The sequence below is a fragment of the Streptomyces hawaiiensis genome, assembly GCF_004803895.1.
In the GTDB taxonomy this organism is placed as follows: Bacteria; Actinomycetota; Actinomycetes; order Streptomycetales; family Streptomycetaceae; genus Streptomyces; species Streptomyces hawaiiensis.
This window is the reverse complement of sequence record NZ_CP021978.1, coordinates 3,030,401-3,052,655: the sequence shown is the minus strand read 5'-3', so window position 1 is coordinate 3,052,655 and position 22,255 is coordinate 3,030,401. Positions and strand designations below refer to the sequence as shown.

General features: G+C 71.1%; 18 protein-coding genes and 2 tRNA genes. 12 read left to right on the top strand and 8 right to left on the bottom strand.

Going from position 1 to position 22,255, the window contains the following annotated elements; translation table 11 throughout:
• The first annotated feature begins 47 nt into the window (after positions 1-47).
• The 3 genes from CEB94_RS14050 to CEB94_RS14040 are packed head-to-tail and all read left to right on the top strand — an operon-like array spanning position 48 to position 2,929.
• Positions 48-1,520, top strand: coding sequence for an FGGY-family carbohydrate kinase (locus CEB94_RS14050; protein ID WP_175432545.1), 1,473 nt, complete (start codon positions 48-50; stop codon positions 1,518-1,520).
• Positions 1,517-2,140, top strand: a complete 624-nt coding sequence (locus CEB94_RS14045) for a histidine phosphatase family protein (RefSeq protein WP_175432544.1) — start codon at positions 1,517-1,519, stop codon at positions 2,138-2,140. Before CEB94_RS14050 ends, CEB94_RS14045 begins: the two co-directional genes overlap by 4 nt.
• Positions 2,141-2,152: 12 nt before the next feature.
• On the top strand, positions 2,153-2,929 hold the full coding sequence (locus CEB94_RS14040; RefSeq protein WP_175432543.1) for an SAM-dependent methyltransferase: 777 nt from the start codon (positions 2,153-2,155) through the stop codon (positions 2,927-2,929).
• Positions 2,930-3,048: 119 nt separating this feature from the next.
• Here the strand turns inward: CEB94_RS14040 and CEB94_RS14035 are convergent, their stop codons facing one another.
• Complete coding sequence (locus tag CEB94_RS14035; protein WP_175432542.1) at positions 3,049-3,696, bottom strand: superoxide dismutase; 648 nt, start codon at positions 3,694-3,696, stop codon at positions 3,049-3,051.
• 133 nt (positions 3,697-3,829) lie between these two features.
• Positions 3,830-5,212, bottom strand: a complete 1,383-nt coding sequence (locus CEB94_RS14030; protein ID WP_175432541.1) for an amino acid permease — start codon at positions 5,210-5,212, stop codon at positions 3,830-3,832.
• 588 nt (positions 5,213-5,800) lie between these two features.
• On the opposite strand from CEB94_RS14030, the gene CEB94_RS14025 reads away from it, so the two are divergent.
• Positions 5,801-6,382, top strand: coding sequence for a biotin transporter BioY (locus CEB94_RS14025; protein ID WP_175432540.1), 582 nt, complete (start codon positions 5,801-5,803; stop codon positions 6,380-6,382).
• A gap of 86 nt (positions 6,383-6,468) precedes the next feature.
• On the opposite strand, the gene CEB94_RS14020 is transcribed toward CEB94_RS14025, so the two are convergent.
• Entirely contained in the window at positions 6,469-7,194 is a 726-nt protein-coding gene (locus CEB94_RS14020) for a hypothetical protein (protein WP_175432539.1), read from the bottom strand.
• 193 nt (positions 7,195-7,387) lie between these two features.
• Between CEB94_RS14020 and CEB94_RS14015 the strand changes: the two genes are divergently transcribed.
• On the top strand, positions 7,388-9,340 hold the full coding sequence (locus CEB94_RS14015) for a serine/threonine-protein kinase (protein ID WP_175432538.1): 1,953 nt from the start codon (positions 7,388-7,390) through the stop codon (positions 9,338-9,340).
• Positions 9,341-9,431: 91 nt separating this feature from the next.
• Here CEB94_RS14015 and CEB94_RS14010 read toward each other — a convergent pair whose 3' ends face one another.
• Positions 9,432-10,922 carry an amino acid permease gene (locus tag CEB94_RS14010; protein WP_175432537.1) on the bottom strand — a complete coding sequence of 497 codons (1,491 nt, stop codon included), beginning with the start codon at positions 10,920-10,922 and terminating at the stop codon, positions 9,432-9,434.
• Positions 10,923-11,201: 279 nt separating this feature from the next.
• On the opposite strand from CEB94_RS14010, the gene CEB94_RS14005 reads away from it, so the two are divergent.
• Both CEB94_RS14005 and CEB94_RS14000 read left to right on the top strand, forming a co-directional pair.
• Positions 11,202-11,687 (top strand): ribose-5-phosphate isomerase, encoded by a 486-nt coding sequence (locus CEB94_RS14005; RefSeq protein WP_175432536.1) that lies wholly within the window; start codon positions 11,202-11,204, stop codon positions 11,685-11,687.
• Positions 11,688-12,544: 857 nt separating this feature from the next.
• Positions 12,545-13,354, top strand: a complete 810-nt coding sequence (locus CEB94_RS14000; protein ID WP_175432535.1) for an Fpg/Nei family DNA glycosylase — start codon at positions 12,545-12,547, stop codon at positions 13,352-13,354.
• Positions 13,355-13,367: 13 nt separating this feature from the next.
• Here the strand turns inward: CEB94_RS14000 and CEB94_RS13995 are convergent, their stop codons facing one another.
• Positions 13,368-14,618, bottom strand: coding sequence for a GNAT family N-acetyltransferase (locus CEB94_RS13995; protein ID WP_175432534.1), 1,251 nt, complete (start codon positions 14,616-14,618; stop codon positions 13,368-13,370).
• Between the two features lie 162 nt (positions 14,619-14,780).
• Between CEB94_RS13995 and CEB94_RS13990 the strand changes: the two genes are divergently transcribed.
• Entirely contained in the window at positions 14,781-15,959 is a 1,179-nt protein-coding gene (locus tag CEB94_RS13990; protein WP_175432533.1) for a PP2C family protein-serine/threonine phosphatase, read from the top strand.
• A gap of 141 nt (positions 15,960-16,100) precedes the next feature.
• Entirely contained in the window at positions 16,101-16,538 is a 438-nt protein-coding gene (locus tag CEB94_RS13985) for an HD domain-containing protein (RefSeq protein WP_175436998.1), read from the top strand.
• A 15-nt stretch (positions 16,539-16,553) separates the two neighbouring features.
• Here CEB94_RS13985 and CEB94_RS13980 read toward each other — a convergent pair whose 3' ends face one another.
• Positions 16,554-17,666, bottom strand: a complete 1,113-nt coding sequence (locus tag CEB94_RS13980) for an acyltransferase family protein (protein WP_246111791.1) — start codon at positions 17,664-17,666, stop codon at positions 16,554-16,556.
• Positions 17,667-18,361: 695 nt separating this feature from the next.
• Between CEB94_RS13980 and CEB94_RS13975 the strand changes: the two genes are divergently transcribed.
• Positions 18,362-18,556: a hypothetical protein gene (locus tag CEB94_RS13975; RefSeq protein WP_003990237.1), complete on the top strand. Its 195-nt coding sequence runs from the start codon at positions 18,362-18,364 to the stop codon at positions 18,554-18,556.
• Between the two features lie 107 nt (positions 18,557-18,663).
• Positions 18,664-21,042: a serine/threonine-protein kinase gene (locus tag CEB94_RS13970; protein ID WP_175432532.1), complete on the top strand. Its 2,379-nt coding sequence runs from the start codon at positions 18,664-18,666 to the stop codon at positions 21,040-21,042.
• Between the two features lie 107 nt (positions 21,043-21,149).
• Here the strand turns inward: CEB94_RS13970 and CEB94_RS13965 are convergent, their stop codons facing one another.
• Positions 21,150-21,365 carry a hypothetical protein gene (locus CEB94_RS13965; RefSeq protein WP_175432531.1) on the bottom strand — a complete coding sequence of 72 codons (216 nt, stop codon included), beginning with the start codon at positions 21,363-21,365 and terminating at the stop codon, positions 21,150-21,152.
• Between the two features lie 417 nt (positions 21,366-21,782).
• Positions 21,783-21,853: transfer RNA gene (locus CEB94_RS13960), tRNA-Gly, on the bottom strand.
• 166 nt (positions 21,854-22,019) lie between these two features.
• On the opposite strand from CEB94_RS13960, the gene CEB94_RS13955 reads away from it, so the two are divergent.
• Positions 22,020-22,096: transfer RNA gene (locus CEB94_RS13955), tRNA-Pro, on the top strand.
• Positions 22,097-22,255: the final 159 nt, after the last annotated feature.

Below are 22,255 nucleotides of genomic sequence, written 5' to 3'. Positions count from 1 at the left end.
CAGTGAGAAGTTCACAGATCCGGCTGCGACGGCGTGGGAGGTTCCGGATGGTGGACGAGGATGCGGGCTGGCTGGGGATCGACCTGGGCACGCAGAGCGTCCGCGTGCTGCTCGTCACCGCCGACGGCACCGTCCTCGGCAGCGGCTCGGCCCCGCTGACCGGGCGGCGGGACGGGGCGCGGCACGAGCAGAGTCCCCCGCGCTGGTGGGCGGCGCTGTGCACGGCGTCCCGCGCGGCCCTCGGCTCCGCGCCCCCGGGCCTGCCGGTCGGCGGACTCGCGATGTGCGGCACATCGGGCACCGTGCTGCTGACGGACGGCTCGGGCCGGCCCGTGAGCCCCGCGCTGATGTACGACGACGGGCGGGCGAAGGCGCAGGCCGCGCGGGCCCGGGAGGCGGGGCTGGCGGTCCAGGACACCTGGGCGCTGCCGAAGGCCATGTGGCTGGTGGGGGAGTACGGCGGCACCGCGCTGCGCCTGACGCACCAGCCCGACCTGATGGTCTGCCGGCTCACGGGCCAGCCTCCCCCGGCCGATTCCAGCCATGCCCTGAAGACGGGCTACGACCTCGAAGGCGACCGCTGGCCGGAGGCCGCCCTGGCCGAATTGCGCCTGCCCGACGACCTGTTCCCGACTGTCGTCCGCCCGGGGACGCGCCTCGGTGAGGTCTGCCCGGCCGCCGCCGACGCCACCGGCATCCCCGCCGGCACTCCGGTGCTCGCCGGGATGACCGACGGCTGCGCGGCCCAGATCGCGTCGGGCGCGCTGCGGCCCGGCTCCTGGAACTCCGTGCTCGGCACCACGCTCGTGCTGAAAGGCGCCGCCCGCGACCCGGTCCGCGACCCCACCGGCGTGGTCTACAACCACCGCGCCCCCGACGGGACGTGGCTGCCCGGCGGGGCGTCGAGCGTCGGGGCCGGGGCACTCGCCGCGCACGTCCCCGACGCCGACCCCGCGGCGATGGACGAACGGGCCAGGGCGTTCGAGCCGTCCGGCGCGCTCGCCTACCCCCTCGTCTCAACGGGGGAGCGGTTCCCGTTCCGGGCGCCCGAGGCGACCCCGTTCGTCCTGGGCGAGCCCGCGGACGACGCCGACCTGTGGGCCGCGCTCCTCCAGGGCGTCGGCTTCGCCGAACGCCTGTGCCTGGACTACCTGCACCACCTCGGCGCGCCCCTCGACGGGCCGCTCACCTTCACCGGGGGCGGTGCCCGCAGCCCGTACTGGAACCAGCTGCGCGCCGACATCCTGGGCCGCCCGGCCCGCGTCCCCGAGCAGACCGAACCGGCCCTGGGCATGGCGGCGCTGGCCGCGTACGGGACGTCGGGGGCCGGCGCGCTCGCGGACGTCGCCGCACGCATGGTGCGCGTGCGGACCGTCGTCGAGCCCCGCCCCGGCCGCACGGCGACCTTCGCCGAGCCGTACGCGCGTCTGGTCGACGCCCTGCGTGACCGCGGCTGGCTGCCCGGCCCGGTCGCCGCGCACGCACACAGCCGTCTGAGCCGGGATACTTCCGCATCATGAGTACGACCCTCCTGCTGGTCCGTCACGGACAGACCGTCTGGCACGCCGAGAACCGCTACGCCGGCATCAGCGACATCGACCTCACCGACACCGGCCGCACCCAGGCCGAGGCCCTCGGCCGGTGGGCCGCCGCCCATCCTGTCGACGCGATCTGGACGTCCCCGCTGTCCCGCGCCGTCGCCACCGCCGAGCCCGCCTGCCGGGCCCTCGGCCTCACCTCCCAGAGCGAACCCCACCTGCGGGAATGCGACTTCGGCGTACTCGAGGGCCGCACCCTCGCCGAGTTCGAGGCCGAGGACCCGGAGTGGGCCGCGGCCTACCGCTCCGACCCGGTGGAGCACTCCTTCCCCGGCGCGGAGGACCCGCTGGCCGCAGCGGCCCGCGGGGTGCGCGCCCTGCGGGAGATCGCCGCCGCCCACCCCGGCGAACGCGTCCTGGTCGTCGCCCACAACACCCTGCTGCGGCTGGTGCTGTGCACACTGCTGTCGATCCCGGTCGGCGAGTACCGCAGAGTGCTCCCACGGCTCCGTAACGCGGCGATCAGCGAACTGCGCATGAACCCCGACGGTTCCGCCGCACTCCTCTCACTCAATGTGCCGTGCGAGACCGATGTGCCGTAGCACTATGAGCACATGACGCAGATCGACACGTCGGTGCCGCATTCGGCCCGGATCTGGAACTACTGGCTGGGCGGCAAGGACAACTACCCGGTGGACGAGGCGGCCGGTGACGCGTACACCGCCGTCTTCCCCGGCATCGTCACCATCGCCCGCGGCAGCCGCGCCTTCCTCGGCCGCGGCATCCGGTACCTCGTCCAGGAGGCCGGCGTACGGCAGTTCCTCGACGTCGGCACCGGCCTGCCGACCGTCGACAACACCCACGAGGTCGCCCAGCGGCTCGCCCCCGAGGCGCGGATCGTCTACGTCGACAACGACCCGCTGGTCCTCGCGCACGCCCGCGCCCTGCTCACCTCCACCCCCGAGGGCGCGACGGCCTACGAGCCCATCAGCCTCCACGAGCCCGAGGAGATCCTCGCGGCCGCCGGCAAGACCCTGGACCTCACCCGCCCCACGGCTCTGATCCTCAGCGGCATCCTCGGCCACGTGGCAGACTACGAGCAGGCCCGCGACCTGGTCCGCCGCCTCCTGGCCGGTCTCCCCCCGGGCAGCTACCTCTGCCTCAACGAGGGCTCCCGCGGCACGGATGCGGCCTACGAGCAGGCCCAGGACGCCTACAACGAGACCGGCGCGGTCCCCTACTTCCTGCGGCCGGTCGAGCAGATCGAGGCGTTCTTCGAGGGCCTGGAGCTGGTGGAACCGGGCGTGGTCTCGGTGCCGCTGTGGCACCCCGGGCCGGGCGCGCCGGCCGAGTCGATCGGCCAGCACGGCGGCCTGGGCCGCAAGCCGTAGCGCGCACACCGGAAACCCCCGCGAGTCAGGTCCTCGCGGGGGCTTCCCTCTTTCCGCCTGCCGTTCGTGAAGGGTGAGAAGACGATCACGAGGCAGGACGACTCAGCTGCGGGCCGCTGTCAGGGCGCCAGCAGCAGCACATCGGCCCGGGACCTGGCGGCCTCGTAACGCCGGGCCACGTCCTGCCAGTTGACGACCTGCCACATCGCCTCGATGAAGTCGACCTTCTGGTTGCGGTACTGAAGGTAGAAGGCGTGCTCCCAGGCGTCGAAGACGAGGATCGGGGTGGCGCCCTGGCCGACGTTGCCCTGGTGGTCGTAGACCTGCTCCACGATCAGCCGCCCGCTCAGCGGCTCGTAGGCGAGCACACCCCAGCCGGAACCCTGCGTGGTCGCGGAGGCCTTGGTCAGCTGCGCCTTGAAGTGCGCGAAGGAACCGAAGGACTCGGTGATCGCGTCCGCGAGCTCACCCACACCGTCCTGCGCCAGCGGCTCGCCACCGCCGTCCTTCGGGCCGGTCATGTTCTGCCAGTAGATGCTGTGCAGGATGTGCCCGGAGAGATGGAAGGCCAGGTTCTTCTCCAGCCCGTTGACCGACCCCCACGTCTCCTTGTCCCGCGCCTCGGCAAGCTGCTCCAGCGTGTCGTTGGCGCCTTTCACATAGGCCGCGTGGTGCTTGTCGTGGTGCAGCTCGATGATCTCGGGGCTGATCACGGGGGCGAGCGCGGAGTAGTCGTAGGGAAGTTCAGGCAACGTGTAGACGGGCATGGGCGGGATCCCCTCCGGACTTCTTATTGCAATAGGCTTGCAACTGCACGCTAGCAGCAAGAGGTGCCGGCGGGTGGCCCAGGCACGCAAAAGGCCCCCGCGTGTGTCGCGGGGGCCTTCGACGGGACGTTCCCTACTGCTTGGCCCGGGCCCTCTGCCACCCGTACCCGACGGCCGCCAGAACAAGAACCATCCCGCCCGTCGAGTACAGCTGCACCCGCGTGTCCGGCTCGCGGGCCATCAGGACGAAGACCGCGGCCATGCCGGCCAGGGCGACCCAGGTCAGCAACGGGAACGCCCACATGCGCACGGCCAGCTTCTCGGGGGACTCGCGCTCTAGGCGGCGGCGCAGGCGCAGCTGTGAGACGGCGATGAAGATCCAGACGGCCAGGATCACCGCGCCGATCATGTTCAGCAGCCAGGGGAAGACGTCGTCCGGCCGCCAGTAGCTCAGCAGCACGCACAGGAACCCGAAGACCGAGGACGCCAGCACGGCGATCCGCGGCACCCCGCCCGAGACCCGGCCCAGCCCCTTCGGGCCCTGGCCGCGCTCCACCAGCGAGTAGGCGATGCGGGAGGCACCGTAGATGTTGGCGTTCATCGCCGACAGCAGGGCGACCAGCACGACCACGTTCATCAGCTGGCCGGCACCCGGGATGCCGAGCTCGTCGAGGGCGGCGACGTACGGGCCCTTCTCGACGACCGCCTCGGAGTCCCATGGCACCAGGGTGACGATGACGGCCATCGAGCCGATGTAGAACAGCGCGATGCGCCACATCGCCGTGCGGACCGCGCTCGCGACGCCCTTGACGGGGTTCTCCGACTCGGCCGCCGCGATGGTGACCGTCTCCAGGCCACCGTAGGCGAAGACCGACGCGAGCAGGCCGATGACCAGGCCCTCACCGCCGTTCGGCAGGAAGTCGGTGAGGTGGCTCGCGCCCGGGGAGTCCGTGCCGGGCAGGATGCCGAGGATGGCCAGGACACCGAGCACCAGGAACAGGGTGATCGCACCGACCTTCAGTGCCGCGAACCAGAACTCGAACTCGCCGAAGTTCTTCACGGCCGCGAGGTTGGTGCCGCAGAAGACGACCATGAACAGCGCCACCCACGCCCACTCCGGCGTGCCCGGCAGCCAGCCGCTGACGATCTTCGCGGCGCCGATGCCCTCCAGGCCCACGGCCGTGCAGAGCAGCACCCAGAAGGACCAGCCGGCGGTGAACCCGGCCCAGGGGCCGATCGCCCGCTCCGCGTGCGCCGAGAACGACCCCGACGACGGATACGCGGCCGACATCTCGCCGAGCATCCGCATCACCAGCATCACGAGGACACCGGAGAGGGCGTAGGCGACCACGATCGACGGACCGGCCGCGGCGATACCGGCACCGGAGCCGACGAACAGACCGGCTCCGATCACCCCGCCGAGGGCGATCATCGACAGGTGGCGCTGCTTCAGGCCATGGGAGAGGGAGGCGTCGTCCGTGCTGGGCGGCGTCCCCGCGGTGGTGCTGCTGGGCATGGGCGCGGCTCGTCCTATGCGTGAGAGGCGTACGAGGGCAAAAACGCCGCCAGTCTCGGATGCCCCTCCGCCGGCACGGAGAGGCATCCCACCATTCGGACGGTCACGTCGCTCTGCGTGGCCGGGCGGCGACCAGCGTGTAGTGCGAGATGTCGCCCTCGATGACGTAGCTCTCCTTGCCGGCCCAGCAGCGGAGCTCCACGACTGTGCCCGAGTCCCGGTCCACCAATCCGCCCGCCGCGACCCGACCCCCAGCGCCCCGCTGCCGGGAGCCGCGGCGAGCAGCGCCGCCGGCCCGTCGGCCGCCCGGGCGGCGGGTCGGTCCGGGCCGGCGTCTGCGGCGACAGGCGAGACGGCGGACTCGGCGCCTTTGGGGGAAACCTACAGGCGACCGGTTTCGCCCTCCCGTGTCATATGGCACCCCATCACCGTGACCGGCATCACGCCGTACTCGCCGTCACCCGCGCTCTTTGTTCGAAGCCGACCAACGGCCGGTCCACGCCTTTGTGGACGGCTGACGGTGATCGGGACCAGGGCGCTGGGATAGCGTCGCGGTGTCCCACCGGCCCTCACCTTCGCGGAGTCCCCATGAGCACCGCTGCCGCCACACCCGCCCGCGCCGGACAGGTCCTCGCCGACCTGCTCCCCGCCTCCCGAGTCCGGGACGCGGCCCTCGTGCTCGGCGGCGCCGCGCTCACCGGCCTCGCCGCCCAGATCTCCGTGCCCGTGCCGGGCTCCCCGGTGCCGGTGACCGGCCAGACCTTCGCCGCGCTGCTCGTCGGCACGTCCCTCGGCGCCGGCCGCGGCTTCCTCGCGCTCGCGCTGTACGCCCTCGCGGGCATCGCCGGGGTGCCGTGGTTCGCCGGCGCCTCCTCCGGTGTCGCCCCCTCCTTCGGCTACATCCTCGGCATGATCCTCGCCTCCACCGTCGTCGGCGCCCTGGCCCGCCGCGGCGCCGACCGCTCGATGCTGCGCATGGCCGGCACGATGCTGGTGGGCGAGGCGATCATCTACGCCATCGGCGTGCCCTACCTGGCCCTCGCCACCGGCATGTCCGCCACCGCCGCGATCGCGGCCGGCCTCACGCCCTTCCTCATCGGCGACGCGCTGAAGGCGGCGCTGGCGATGGGCGCCCTGCCGACGGCCTGGAAGTTCGCGAACAAGCACTGAAACCGCGGGTATTGCCGAGAGGCCCGCCGGGGCACGATGTCCCCGGCGGGCCTCTCCGCGTCCGCGCGGCGCGACGGGGGGCCGATTCAGCCCTCCTGAGTCACCGGCCGCCGTCGCTGCGACCACCGCATTCCGGCCACGCCCGCCACGAGCAGCGACGCACCGGCCGCGCCCAGCGGCAGCAGATCACGGGCCGGACCGGTCTTCGGCAGCTTCTTGCCGCCCGGACCCGCCGGCTCGTTGTCGGTGCCGAGCAGCAGCGGCGTGGCCGGGGCGTCCGGCGACGGATTGCTCGTGCCGAACGGCACCGGGCCCTGCTGCCAGAAGGTCTTCTTCCCGTCGTCCGTCTGCACGGGCAGACAGATCTTCCCGGTCTTGCCGAGGTCGAACGTCGCGTCCACGGCGTACGACTTCGACTTACCGGCCGCGAGATTGTCGATCGGGCATGCGAATCCGCTGTTCGAACCCTCCGGAAGTCCGTTCTCGGGTATCGCCGAGCATCCCTCGACGCCCTTGACGACAAGCCCGTCGAAACCGACCACCAACAGCCTGATCTTCCCGCTGTCCTTGCTCCCCTCGTTCTTCACCGTGGCGGTAATCGCCGTCTTTTCCGAACCGTTGTCGACCGAGATCTTCCCGGGCAGCAGCGTCGTGAGCCTCACCCCTGCCGGCGCCTCGTCAACCGCCTTTCCCCCCTTGCCGCTCGCGGGCCCTTCGTCCTCCGCGCCGGCCGTCCCGGAAAGGATCATCACCGCCGAGAAAGATGCCATGACCAGCGATCCCGCGACCGCTGTCGTACGACGAGAACTCATGTTCGTCCCCCTTGCGTCCCCCTGGGCTGCGCCTGAATTCGCAGCACTGAAAGAGGTACCACAAGATTTCACCGCACTATCCTGATGCGGCGCGAAGTGTGACCGTTGTGTTTCACTGGAGTCGGTCGCGGCGTCGTGGAGGGGGTGCAGCGGATTGCCGGGGAATGCGAACAGTGGCGGTGTTCCAGGGATATTGGTGGCGGGACGCTATCGGTTGGTCGAAAGTATCGGCCAGGGGGGAATGGGGCGGGTGTGGCGAGCCGCCGACGAAATACTCGACCGGCAGATCGCCGTCAAGGAAATGCGGATCGACGGTCTCGACGCGGAGGACAGCAGGACCCGCCGCGAACGCACCCTGCGCGAGGCCAGGGCCACGGCCAGGATCGACCACCCCAATGTCGTACGCGTCTACGACGTGGTCGACGAGGGCGAACGCCTGTGGATCGTCATGGAGTTGGTGGCAGGCCGATCCCTCGAACGGATCCTCGCGGAGACGGGCCCACTGAGCCCCGGCGAGACGGCCCGCCTCGGACTCGGTCTGGTCGCGGCGCTACGGCAGGTGCACGAACGCGGCGTACTGCACCGCGACATCAAGCCCGGAAACGTGCTAGTGGAACACGCGGACGGCATGGCCGGATCCGCACGCGGCAACGGCAACGGTTCCGGCCAGGGACGGCGGGTCGTCCTCACCGACTTCGGCATCGCCGCGATCCAGGACGCCAAAGCGCTCACGATGGTCGGCATGCTGGTCGGCTCGCCCGACTACATGGCCCCCGAGCGCATCTCCGGCCGCCCCCAGGGCCCACCGTCCGACGTCTGGTCCCTCGGCGCGACCCTCTGCGCGGCCCTGGGCGGCCGCTCCCCGTTCTCCCGCGACACCACGCTGGCGACCCTGCACGCGGTCCTGTACGAGGAGCCGGAACTCCCCGCCACGTCGGGCCCGTTGCGGGACACCCTGACGTCCCTGCTGGCGAAGGAACCGTCGGCCCGCCCGGACCTGGAGGCTCTGGAAACGGCGCTGCGACCGGTGGCGTTCCCGGCTCCGACACCGACGGTCGCGGTGGGGCCGCGGGAGGCGTCCACGTCGCCCGCGAGCCCGGAGCGGGAGCCGGAACCGGAGGGCGTGCCGGACGACGAGTCCACACCGGGTCCGCAGCCGGCGGCCGCCCCCGTTCTGGAAACCACCCTCGGGGGACAACGACCGGCCCCGGAGCCGCAGTCGCGGGCACCTCTGCGCACACCCCCGCGGGAATCACCAGCCCCCGCCCACCTCCCGCCGCCCCGGGACCCCCGCAGGCCCGCTCCCGTCCCGGAGCCACACCCTGACCCGCACCTCACACACACCACACCCACGAAAACGTCCGCGAAGGCCCAGGGCCCCGTTTCCCTCACCCGCGCACAGGCGGAGACCGAGCGCCGCCCCCACCCCACACCCACGCCGGTGCCGCCGGGCGAACTCCCCGGCCCGGCCCTCCCGGCCACACCCCGCCCCCGTACCGGCGCAGGCCGCCGCCGCCGTACGGTGCTCACCACCGCCGCAGCCACTTTGGTCACCGCCGGCACGGTCGTGGGAATCCTGCTGGCGACGTCATCAGGCTCACCGGGCGGCGACGACACCCCCCGCGCCGGATCCTCGGCGTCCGCGCCGGCCGCCACCGACGACACCACCCCCTCGCAGCCCACCCCCACGCCCACCGTCGAGGGCACCACCAGGCCGCAGACCCTGCCGCCCGGCACACACCGGGAGGCCGGCGGGTTCGCCTGGGCGACGCCGGACGGCTGGCGGCGGGATGTGAAGACGGGCGCGGAGGTGCACTACACCTCCCCGGACGGCGCCCAGGAGCTGGTCGGCAAGTCCTCCCTGGCCCGCGGCGACCTGCTGGAGACGTGGCAGACCTCGGAGCGCAACGCCCACCAGGGCCAGGACTACCGCAAGATCCGCCTGGAGGAGACGACGTTCCGCGGTCACCCGGCGGTGGTCTGGGAGTACACGTTCACGCTGCGGGGCGTCCACTGGCACGCCCGCCTGCTCGGTTTCAACGTGACCGGCAAGTCGTACCAGGTCAACACGTGGTACGAGGACGGGATCGAGCAGGAGGCACTCGCCACCTACGACAAGGTCAAGGACAGTTTCACGGTGCTGTAGGCAAACGGAACGGGGGCCCGTGACGCGTGCGGCCGGACGGCCGCACGCGCCACGGGCCCCCGTTCACGACGAACGGTGAGCGGCCGCAGGATCAGCCGGCCGAGACCTCGTTCCGCTCCGCGGCCTGCTCCTGCGGGGCACCGGCGGCAGGGCGGCCCCCACGGACCTTCTGCTTCACGAAGGCGATGACGAGCACCACCGCCGCGACGAGCAGCGACAGCAGGATGGTCTGGCGCCCGTCGTGCTCGGTGTCGGTGAGCATGTAGCCGAGGATGAACACGATCAGCGCGGCAGTCGCCCACGTCAGATACGGGTACAGCCACATCTTCACCACGAGCTTCTCGGGCGACTCCGCCTTGATGATCTTCCGCATGCGCAGCTGGCTGAAGCAGATCACCAGCCACACGAACAGGGCGACCGCGCCACTGGAGTTCACCAGGAAGAGGAAGACGGAGTCCGGGAACTTGTAGTTGAAGAAGACCGCGACGAAGCCGAAGGCGACAGAGGCCAGGATCGCCGTGCGCGGCACGCCGTTGGAGGTCGTGCGGGCGAAGGCCTTCGGCGCGTCGCCGCGCCGGCCGAGGGAGAAGGCCATCCGGGAGGCGGTGTAGAGGCCGGAGTTGAGACAGGACAGCACCGAGGTCAGCACGATGAAGTTCATGATCTGACCGGCGTGCGCGATGCCGAGGGAGTCGAGCGCGGCGACGTAGGAGCCGTCCTTGGTGATGGACTTGCTGTCCCACGGCAGGAGGCACACGACGACCGCGATCGAGCCGAGGTAGAAGACGGCGACACGCCAGATGATGCTGTTGGTGGCCTTGGTGACGGCCTGCCGCGGGTTCTCGGACTCACCGGCGGCCAGGGTGGCGATCTCGCTGCCCATGAAGGAGAAGACGACGAGCAGCACACCGGTGAGGATGGCGCCGGCCCCGTGGGGCAGGAAGCCGCCGTGCGCGGTGAGGTTGCTCAGCCCGGCCTGCTCACTGTCCACACCGGGCAGCACTCCGAAGACCGCCAGCCCGCCGATGACGATGAACGCGGCGATGGCGACGACCTTGATGCCCGCGAACCAGAACTCGAACTCGCCGTAGGAGCCGACGGAGACCAGGTTGGTGGCGGTCAGCACCAGCATCACGATCAGGGCCCAGCCCCACTGCGGCACGGCCGGTATCCAGCCCTCCAGGATCACGGCGCCGGCGGTCGCCTCGACCGCCAGTACGACCACCCAGAAGAACCAGTACAGCCAGCCGATGGAGAAACCGGCCCAGGGCCCGAGGGCCCGGTCGGCATGGGCGGAGAAGGAACCCGAGGTCGGGTTGGCGGCCGACATCTCACCGAGCATCCGCATCACCAGCACCACGAGCGTGCCGACGAGGGCGTACGACAGCAGGATGCCGGGCCCGGCGGTGGCGATACCGGAGCTGGACCCCACGAAGAGTCCGGCGCCGATGACACCACCGATGGCGATCATCGAAAGATGCCGGTTCTTGAGCCCGGCCTGCAGTCCGGAGCCCTCGGCTCCGGGTTCTCCGGGCCCTCCGGGGTCGTTTCCGGTCTTGTTCAGAGTCGGCTGCGAGGTCATGGAACGGATTTCCTTTGCGCCGGGGAGCTGTACTTCCGTACGGGACCGCACGAGCCGTACGAACGGGGTGTGTCGCGGCATGGCGGTGTACGGGGGGCTCGCACGAGCGGTGCACGAGCCGGTCCAGTGAATCGGAGGTGAACGATCAGGAGAACCTTTGAATCCAGATTGTTACTTGAGGTTTTCCTGAGGTTCAGTAATGCGGCTCACATTTGCCTCGAGTTTTCATGAGCGCCACCCCGCGCGCCTTCCCCGAAACACCCGTGTCACACTCGTCCCATGCGCGTGTACCTCGGCTCGGACCATGCGGGCTACGAACTCAAGAACCACCTCGTCGAGTGGCTGAAGGAGGCGGGTCACGACCCCGTCGACTGCGGCCCGCACATCTACGACGCCCAGGACGACTACCCGCCCTTCTGCCTTCGCGCAGCGGAGCGCACCGCCGCGGACCCCGACGCCCTCGGCGTCGTCATCGGCGGCTCGGGCAACGGCGAGCAGATCGCCGCGAACAAGGTCAAGGGCGTCCGCGCGGCCCTCGCCTGGAGCGAGGAGACGGCGTCCCTGGGCCGCCAGCACAACAACGCGAACGTCGTCGCGGTGGGCGCGCGCATGCACTCGCAGGACGAGGCGACGAAGTTCGTGGAGACCTTCCTCGGCACGCCGTTCTCCGATGACGAACGTCACATCCGCCGAATCGACATGCTCGCGGCCTACGAAACGACCGGCGACCTCCCCCCGATCCCCCCGCACCACCCCCAGCAGTAACCCACCCCTGCGGGGCGCCCTTGACACCCGACCCACACGGCCGAGGCGCCACCACGACCTCGACCACGGCCTCGCCACCCAAGCCCTGCCCCGGGCGGGGGGAGCTCCGCCTCGGGCAGGGGGAGCTCTGCCCCCGGGCGGGATGGAGCTCTGCAGCCTAGTAGGGCCGGAGCTCTGCCCCCTGGGTAGGGCGGGTTCGTGGAGCTGGGCAGGGCCGGGACTCTGGGCCCTGGGTAGGGCGGGTTCGTGGAGCTGGGCAGGGCCGGGACTCTGGGCCCTGGGTAGGGCGGGGGTTCGTGGAGCTGGGCAGGGCCGGGACTCTGGGCCCTGGGTAGGGCGGGGGTTCGTGGAGCTGGGCAGGGCCGGGACTCTGGGCCCTGGGTAGGGCGGGGGTTCGTGGAGCTGGGCAGGGCCGGGACTCTGCCCCGTGGGTAGGGCGGGGGTTCGTGGAGCCCGGCAGGGCCGTAGCTCTGGCCCAAGGTAGGGCGGGAGCTCTGGCCTCAGGCATGCGGGAGCTCTGCCCCCGGCAGGGCCGGAACTCGGTCCCCGGGCAGGGCCGGAACTTTGCCCCCGGGCAGGGTCGTAGTTGTGTCGGGGTCTGGGGCGGAGCCCCGCGGGGGTATGGGGGCGGAGCCCCCGAGAGGGGTGCAGGGGACGAAGTCCCGCCGGGGCCCGGGGCGGAGCCCCGAGGCCTTTCGACGTCGACCTCTCGACCAACCGTGTCGGGTGGGTGGGTGGGAAAGGTTCGGGGGTCCGGGGCGGAGCCCCGAGGCGTTTCGACCTCGGTCTCTCGACCAACCGTGTCGGGCGGGCGGGCGGGCGGGTGGGCAAAAGGGCAACGATCACAAGGAGAACCCGTGCCGGAAGGCCACACCATCCACCGCCTCGCCCAGGACTACGCCGCCGCCTTCCTCGGCACAAAACCCCGCACCACCAGCCCCCAGGGCAAGTTCACCCCCGCCGCCACCCTCCTCACCGGCACGGAACTCACCCACACGGAAGCCCACGGCAAACACCTCTTCCTAGGCTTCCGCGACACCGACTGGGTCCACATCCACCTCGGCCTCTTCGGCAAGGTCACCTTCGGCCCGGCCCCCGAACCTCCCCCCACCGACACCGTCCGCCTCCGCCTGGCGAACGCGACCACCTACGTGGACCTCCGAGGCCCCACCACCTGCGCCCTCATCACACCCCCGGAGAAGCAGGCAATACACGACCGCCTGGGCCCGGACCCCCTCCGCGACGACGCCGACCCGGACACCGCGTACCGCCGCATCACCCGCAGCCGTACGACGATCGCCGCCCTCCTCATGGACCAGAAGGTCATCGCCGGCGTCGGAAACGTCTACCGCGCCGAGGTCCTCTTCCGGCACCGCATCGACCCGTACCGCGCCGGCAAGGACATCACCCCCACCGAGTGGCACGCGATCTGGACCGACCTCGTCGACCTCATGCACGAGGGCGTCCGCAACAACCGCATCGACACCGTCCGCCCGGAGCACACCCCGGAGGCGATGGGCCGCCCACCCCGCGTGGACGACCACGGCGGCGAGGTGTACGTCTACCGCAGGGCCAACCTGCCCTGCCACATCTGCGGTGGCGAGATCCGCACCGCCGACCTCGCCGCCCGCAACCTCTTCTGGTGCCCGGCCTGCCAACGCCCCTGAGACCGCCCGGGCATCAGAACCCGTGCGGCAACCAGGGCGGCACACCCGTCCCGAACCCGAGCGACGCCTCCGCCAGCGCCCCCGGCCGAATCTCCCGCACGCGCCCGGCCGCCCCCAGCGCGGCCAGCGAGACACCCCCGAGGTACGCCGCGCCCAACTCCCGTACCGACAGGGCGACATCAGCCGCATCCGTCGTACGCTCGCAGGACGCACCCTTCGGATCCCCGCTCAGCCGCCAACGCCCGGCGTTCCAGGGGCAGAACGTGTCCTCCACCTCGAACACCACATCCACCGGCCTCTGATACGTCCGCGCCTCCAGCGCGGCCCCCACCCGCACCGGCCGCACGTACAGCGAGTCCCGCAACCACGGCTGGCACCGGCGCGGGTCGGACACCAGGTACTGCCACGCGTCGTCCACCGGACGCCCCCGCATGGTCACCTTCGACGTCAGGTCGATCCCGAACAGGAACCGCCACAGCGCCGCGTCCGCCGCGGGGTCCAGCGCCGCCAGGTCCTCGACGACCACCTTGCCGTTGGACCCGGACAGCTCCCACTCGGGCTTGACGCGGTACCGCGCGTACCCCACCGTCTCCCCGTCCCGCTCGGCGAGCACGCACTGCAGGGGCGACGCCCCCTCCCGTTCGCTCGCCGGATCGAGCACCCCGAGCCGCTCCCAGCCGGGCCGCCGGGCCAGCATCCCGGGCCGCGCCGGGACCAGCCGGGCGTACACCACCTCGCACACGTCGAGCACATCGGCCGGCACCGCGTACCGCACCCGTACGTCATCCGTACCGTCCGGCACCGACAGCCGTACCCGGGTCGTGTCGATCTCCGCGGTCAACGAGACGGTCGCGTTGCCGTATCCGAACCGCCCGTAGATCGCGGGCTCGGACGCGGTGAGCACGGCCAGCGGCTCACCCCACGCGCGCACATCGTCCAGCTGCCGCCGCATCATGGAGGTCAGCAGGCCGCGCCGGCGATGCGTGGCGGCCACGCTGACCATCGTGACGCCCGCGACCGGCAGGGACGCGCCGCCGGGCACGGTCAGCCGGAAGCTGAACGCCCCGGCCGTCCCCACGCACTCGTCCCCGTCCCAGACACCGAGTGAACGGTCGAACTCGGTCAGCGAGTTCCACAACTCCCGCTCCTCGGCGGACTCCGGCACCCCTCCGAAGCCCCGGATCAGGGTGTCGTACCACTTGTCCCAATCGTCCTGGCGGAGGACCCGCACGTCGGGCGAGAGGCCGTTCGCGTCAGCTGCCATGAGCCATGCCTACCAGGGCGATGCGGGACGAGCGAGGGAATTTCTCCTGGGTGGCGGCGCGGCGGCGCAGGGTGAAGTTCACTGTGAAGTCGGCCCTCGGACGGGGGACAAGTGGGACCTCCCGTGCCAAGCGGCTGGTCCGATGGATAGGGTCCCGAACTAATGGCATCAGGACGAGAGCGGCGCGCGGAAGCCGAGACGTTCACGGCCCGGTTGAACAAGCAGTGGCACCGGGTCCGCGTCGGCGTGCGCCGAGCGGCCGTGGACTACTTCCGCGGCAACGGCTCGGACTGGATCGCCCTGGCCGGTCTGCTCCTGATGGTTCCCCTGATCGCGGCGGCGACGCTGGCGAACTCGGTGTGGTTCTCACCGGCCGCGCTGGTGCTGCCCGTCGTCGTGGGCGGGCTGCTGCTGCGCCCGGCGAGTCTGCTCGGCCTGTACGCGGCGGCGGCCACGGCACTGATCGTGGAGTCGGTGCGGCTCGGCCCGTACACCGAGGGCCCGTCGAGGGTCACCCCGGGCGTCGTGCTCGTGGTCGCGGCCTGCGGCTTCTTCGGGCTGCTCCTGGCGCAGTTCCGCAGCCGGGTCGGTGTGCCCTGGCGGCGCGGCGGCACCATGCTCTTCGACCTGCGCGAACGCATCCGGGTGCAGAGCAAGCTGCCCGACCTGCCGGACGGCTGGCACCGGGAGATGGCGCTGCGCCCGGCGGGCGGCCAGTCGTTCTCGGGCGACTTCGTGGTGGCGGCGCGCACCAACGGCGGCCGTACGCTCGAAGTCGTCCTCACCGACGTCTCCGGCAAGGGCATGGACGCGGGCTCCCGTGCCCTGCTGCTGTCCGGTGCGTTCGGCGGTCTGCTCGGTTCCCTGCCACCGCACGCCTTCCTTCCGGCCGCGAACGGCTACCTGCTACGCCAGGACTGGGACGAGGGCTTCGCCACCTCCATCCACCTGGTCCTCGACCTGGACTCCGGCGACTACGAGCTCTACACCGCGGGCCACCCGCCGGGCCTCCAGCTCAGCGCCGGCAGCGGCCGCTGGGAGGAGAAGGCGGCCGAGGGCCCGCTCCTCGGGGTGTACGACGGTGCCCAGTTCGACCCGGTGAAGGGCTCACTGCGCCCCGGGGACGTGCTGATGCTGTTCACGGACGGCCTGGTGGAGACCGCCGACCGCGACATCGTCGAGGGCATCGACCGCCTCACCGGCGAGGCCGACCGCTATGTGGCGGGCGGCTTCCACGGTGCGGCCTGGCACCTCATCGAGGCCGTGGCCAAGGACGTCAACGACGACCGGGCCCTGCTGCTGATCTGCCGCGAGGGGCCGACGGCTGCCGCGACCCGCTGAGCAGGCTCCTCCCGCGGGCCTCGGACGTACTGACCACGGTCTCCGCCCGGGGCGCCCGGCCGCTGTCCAGACGATGAGGGGCCTGCCGGCCCGGGTGGCGCCGCGCGGGGAGACACTGGAGCGGTGACCGAGACATCCCGTATGACCCTGGCCCAGGTCGAGGCCGCCGCCCGCGCCGCGCACAGCGGCCAGACCGACAAGGCGGGACGGCCCTACGCCGAACACCTCCGGGCCGTGGCGGAGGGCGTACGGGCGCGGGGCGGCGACGAGGAGCAGATCGCGGCGGCGTGGCTGCACGACGCCGTCGAGGACGACGCCCTCTCCACGCAGTGGCTGCGCGAGGCCGCGCTGAGCAGCCGTACGAAGGACATCGTCCTCGCGGTCACCAAACGGGCGGGGGAGCCGCCGGAGACGTACGCAGCGCGGATCCTCGCCACGTCCGGCGCGCTGCTGGTGAAGGAGTCGGACCTGGCGCACAACGCGGACCCGGCCCGTCTCGCGGTCCTCGACGAGGCGACCCGCACACGACTGACCGAGAAGTACGCACGGATGCGCGCACTTCTCGGTCTCGTCGGATGAATTCCGCGGTGAGGGTCAGGCGTTGACCTTCTCCCGCTCCCGCTCGCGCCGCTCGGCGCTCTGGCGTTCGCGGGCGAGTTCGGCGGCGTCCCTCTTGAAGGCCCATTCCATCTTCGGCTCCATCGCGAACCGGAAGACGCGCTGCACCGGCTTGGTGCACAGCACCGTCACGACGGCGGCCGCGAGGACGGTCACGAGGATCTCGCCGGCCGGCTGGTGCAGCCAGGACGCCTCGAACCAGCCCTCGTAGTCGCCGGCCTTCACCAGGAAGCCGTGCAGCAGGTAGCCGTAGAGCGTGCCGGCGCCGAGGGCGGTGAACCACATGTGGCGGCGCGGCACCCAGGCGAAGAAGCAGGCCGTCAGTACCAGGGAGCAGCCGAACATCGCGAGGACCATGACCGGGCCGGTCCACCACGGGGCGCCCAGTTCCTGCGCGGCGTCCCGGTGGTAGAACCACGCGGTGTTCATGCGCGGCACCGCCCACCAGCTGAAGGCCAGCGCGGCGGCGAACACGGGCACCGAGGCGATCCGCACCGAACGGCGGCGCACCATGTGGAAGTGCTCGGGCTTCATCACCAGGCCCAGCACGAAGAACGGCAGGAACTGCAGGACGCGCTGCAGGTCCAGGTCGTCACCGATCTCCGGGGTGACGGTCGCCAGCATGGCGAGACCCAGCGCGAGCGGGAGCGGCCAGCGCACCAGGTTCCAGATGGGGGTGGTCAGGCGCCAGATGAACAGCGCGACCAGGAACCAGGTCAGGTACCAGGGGTCGAGGAGGCTGATCTCCTGGTGCGGGTCGTTGTCGATGACCCGCTTGAAGAGCGGATAGGCCGTCTCGAAGATGATGTACGGCACGGCGACGCCGGTGATCAGGCGCTTCAGCCGGTCGGGCCGCATGTCGAAACTGCGGGAGAAGTAGCCGGAGATGATGATGAACGCCGGCATGTGGAACGCGTAGACGACCTGGTACGCCGCCTCGAGTGTCCGGCTGTCGCCCTTGAGCGGCTCCCAGGCGTGGCCCATGGCCACCAGCACGATCGCGAGGTACTTGGCGTTGTCGAAGAACGCGTCGCGCTGCTTGCCGTTCTGCTTCTTCTGCGTGCTCTGCGGCGAGCGGGGGCTCGGCACTCCGTCGGCCGGCGATTGTGCCGGGGGAAGTGGCGCCCTGCGGTCGCCGTTCGGTCGCAGCGAGTTCGTCACAGACCCTCCCACCAGGAGCTCGGGGAGACGATCCGGGACCTCGCTGCGCGTGCGGGGGACGAGGCAGCGTGGAACATCTGAGGCACCCTAGCGTTCCCTGCAGCTATTCGTAAAACGCCGGACGTGATTCCTGGCTATTCGCTGTGGGTACCCCGGATTACGGGTAGTTGACGTCACTGCCGACGTGATGGCCAACACATCGTCCGATGCCGGATTGTGTGCACCGCCTGGGCCCTGCTTGTCGTGATACTTCCGGACTAAGCAACGCATAAGACCAGCAGGCGACTCCAGTGGAATGTCCGCTTCCACCCTCTTCGGTCCCTCTCCGGCACGGTTGTTGACGGTCGTGTGGCAGCAATTCGAATTAGCTGCGAACGCGTTGTGTGGAGATGGAAACGATACGGCTGAATTCCCTGTGCGGGTGGCCCTTCGAATTGCCGTGCGACTCCTCGGAGTCGAGCCCCCGCGCACACGGCGGCACACGCGGGCGGGGCGACACAGGTGTGGTCGATGCGTCACCGGCCGCATAGCCCGGCCGCGTTGGTGGCACGATGGTTCTGGCGGGGTGCGCAGGGTCGCGTCCCCGGGCCGGGAGAGCGGACCGACCGAGGGTGTGATCAGTTGTGGCCATTTCACTGTCTGTGGTGCTGCTGTTGGCGATCATCCTTGTGGTGTTGCTGAGAGGGGGATCCATCAAGGCGGGGCCGGCGATCGTGGCGGTCCTCTTCGGCTTCTTCCTCGCCTCGACCGGCATGGCCGACGACATTCAGCGGTTCCTCAACTCGATAGCGGAGACCATCAACTCCATCAGCTTCTGAGCGGGGCTTCGGCGCCCCCTCCCGAGCCCCGCGCTGCGGGCCCGGTGCAGGGGCGGTTACGCTCGCCCCGACCACAGGACGGTGCGTGACGGGGGGAACGTTCGGGGATGGCGCTGCGCGATTCTGACCCGGCGGAGGTGGGCGGCTACCGCATCGAGGACCGCCTCGGCTCCGGCGGCATGGGTGTCGTCTACCTGGCCCGCTCGGCCTCCGGCCGCCGCCTCGCTGTCAAGGTCGTGCACAGCCAGTACGCCGACGACGACGAGTTCCGCGCCCGTTTCCGCCGCGAGGTGGCCGCCGCCCGCCAGGTCAGTGGCGCCTTCACGGCCCCCGTCGTGGACGCGGACGCCGACGCCACGCACCCCTGGATGGCCACCCTCTACATACCGGGCGCGGACCTCGGCACCCATGTCCGCGAGCACGGCCCTCTCCCGCTGCCCCGCCTGCGCGGCCTCGCCGCCGGCCTCGCCGAGGCGCTGCGCGACATCCACCGCGCCGGAGTCGTCCACCGCGACCTGAAACCGGCCAACGTGATGCTCGCCGAGGACGGCCCCCGCGTCATCGACTTCGGCATCTCCCGCGCCGCCGAGTTCGCCGCCTCCGACGTCCTCACCCAGACCGGCCGCGTCATGGGCACCCCGCCCTTCATGTCCCCGGAGCAGTTCGCCGCCCCCCAGGACGTCGGCCCGGCCGCCGACATGTTCTCCCTCGGCTCGGTCCTCACCTACGCCGCCACCTGCCGCGGCCCCTTCGACAGCCCGAGCCCGTACGAAACGGCCCTGCGCGTCGTCGAGGGCGAGCCGGACCTCACCGGCGTCCCCGACGAACTGCTCCCCTTCATCCGACTCTGCCTGGAGAAGCACCGGAAAGACCGCCCCGCCGCGGACGAACTGTTCACGCTGCTCCGTGAGGGCGGCACCCCCGGCCCGCTCCTGGTGCCCGGCACCGGTGCACCGCGCCCCGTACGGCTGTGGCCGGGCGCCCCGCCGACCGAGCCGGCCGGCGCCGCATGGCCCGACGCGGCCCGCTCCGAACGGGACGAAACGTCACACCGCCTGCCCGAGGAGGCGGACGCCGAACGGGACGAGTCGCGGCACCCCCGGCCCGGCAGAATCCCGACGCAACAGCACCAGCCGCCACCTGACCCGGCCGGGGCACCGGCACCCGGGGCGGAACGCACCCGCGGCCGCCGCAGGCACGGACTGCTGCTGGTCACGGCCGCGGTGGCCGTCGCGCTCGCCGCGATCGTCACCACCACCGTCACCCTGATCCGCGACAACGACCGCCCACCCTCGTCCACCGCCAAGGCGGCCGACCTGCCCGAGGGCTGGAAGCCGTGGGTCGCCACGGTGAAGTCCCCGGAAGGCGACAAGGGCGGCCTGGGCGGGACCGACACGTCCCTCAAGGGCTGCTCCGTCGTCGACACCTCCCTGGTGTGTGCCGGCTCCGACCTCATGGCGACCCGCTTCGGTCTCACCGACGGCCGCAACACCTGGAGCCGGGCCGTCGACCCCACACCCGGCGGCGCCTTCGGCGACGAGGGCGCGCTCATCGGCACCGGCGACAGCCGCGTCTTCACCTACGGGGCGGAAGACGCGGAAGGAACGAGCGGCGTCGGGTCCAGCTACACGGTCTACGCCCTGGCCGCCGACACCGGCAAGGAACTCTGGCGGACCCCGACCGGCAGCGGTGAGACGGCATCGGTCCCCGACAGCACGCAGGGCGCCGCCACGGCCGTGTCCGAGGGTGTCATCACCGCCTACGGATCACAGGGCGACCAGTACGCCCTGCTCGACGCGGAGACCGGCAAGGTCCGCTGGCGGCAGCCGAAGCCGGACACCCGGGGCGACTGCGTGCTGGACTCGGCGGCCGACCGTGCCTATCTGATCTGCACGACCGTGATGAACGACGAGGAAGAGGAAGCCGCCGAGAGCACCGTCTTCGAGATCGACACGGCCACCGGGAAGACCCGCTGGACCGTCGAGGCCGAGGGCGGCCTGGAAATGCTCGGCCGGCAGGGGGGACGCCTGGTGTTCGCGGACGGCCGGCCCACGGCCCGCGACCTCACCCTGATCGACGTCTCCTCGCAGGCGCTCACCGTGCGCCGACTGGCGAAGCCCCGGCCCGAGGCGTCGAGGGCGTACCTGGTGCGCGGCACCGTCTACTTCACGCGCAGCAGCGGCGGCGTCCGCGCCGTCTCGCCGAGCACCGGACGGACGCTGTGGGAATCCAACTCCACCCTGGAGCGGCAGGGGCCGCCGACCGCCTCCGCCACTCACGTGTACTTCGCCTCGCCCAGCGGCCGCCTGGCAGCCCTGAACGCGCGCAGCGGCAAGGTCGAGGACACCCGGCCCGGCCGCGACGACGGCGGCCGGATCGACAGCGCGCTCGTCACTTCGGGAGCACCGCTCCTCCTCGTCGGCGACGCCCTGTACGTCCCGTACGGCGTCCGGTCCGTGTACACCGTGGACGTCCGGGACCTCTGAATCGGAAGGACCGTAACGGGCCCACCCCCGGGAAAGTGATTCCGGCGCAGGGCCCAGCTGGGCGTTCACGCGAGCAGTGAGCGCCTCGCCCCACGGTCTGTCTGCGACTAGGGGCGGTAGGGATCGCGCACGGTTGGCAAGTGGCCGTTCGCTGCCCCGGTTCCGTAGGTCGCTCGATCGTTCTGTGCCTGTATCCGCCGTGCTTGCTCGATGAGGAGTCCGTCGGCGTTTTCCGTACGACCGTTTTGTCGTCGCAGGAGTACGAAGATCAAAGCCAGAGCTGTGACCAGAAACAGGCCGAACAGGATGCCTAGCTCGATCATGCGAGTCCCCCTTGGGTGCGCTGCGGGTACGGACCAGTCAGATTAGTGATCGACGCGATGGCTGTGCAGGCGCATCCTTCCCCCAGGCTCGGTCGTCCGCAGCCGCCGGGCGCGGCCGGCCGGGGCGCAGACAGGAGGCAGGCCGCGCGCCGCAGAGGCGGCGCGCGCCCGCGTGATGGCGCGCATGGGCCACAGCACGGCCAGGGCGGCGCTGATCTATCAGCACGCGAGCGCCGCACGTGACCGGCTGATCGCTGACGCGCTGAGCGACCTGGTCGACAAGGGCCGCAAGCCCAGGCGGAAGCAAGATCAGGAGCCGGAGGGGCACGCGGGGGACACGCTGGACCGAACGCAGCCCCGGAAACACTCAGGGCCAGGCGGAGGAATGATCCTCTGACCTGGCCCTGAGCCATGAAGAGCGGGCGACGGGAATCGAACCCGCGTAGCTAGTTTGGAAGACTAGGGCTCTACCATTGAGCTACGCCCGCACACGACGCGCCGCAGGTCGGGTGACCGCGCGGCACTGAAGGCATCGTAGCGGGTCGGCCCCCTGCGTCGCACACCGCATTCCCGTCGGAGGCGACGCGGCACGCACCCTGTGGAAATGCGGCCGCGACACCGCCTGTCGGCATGTACCCTACGTGTCGCACCAGACGGGGTGTGGCGCAGCTTGGTAGCGCGTCCGCTTTGGGAGCGGAAGGCCGTGGGTTCAAATCCCGCCACCCCGACCAGCCACCCGATCACTCGCGTGATCGCCCATCCGGTCACTCACGTGATCGCCTTTTGGGCGGTGTAGTCGCTGCCGTTACTATGCAAGCTGCACGCCCGTGTGTCTCATCGTCTGCAGTCCTCCGGGCGGCGAAATCCGCCGGGCCGTTCTGGCCCCGGCA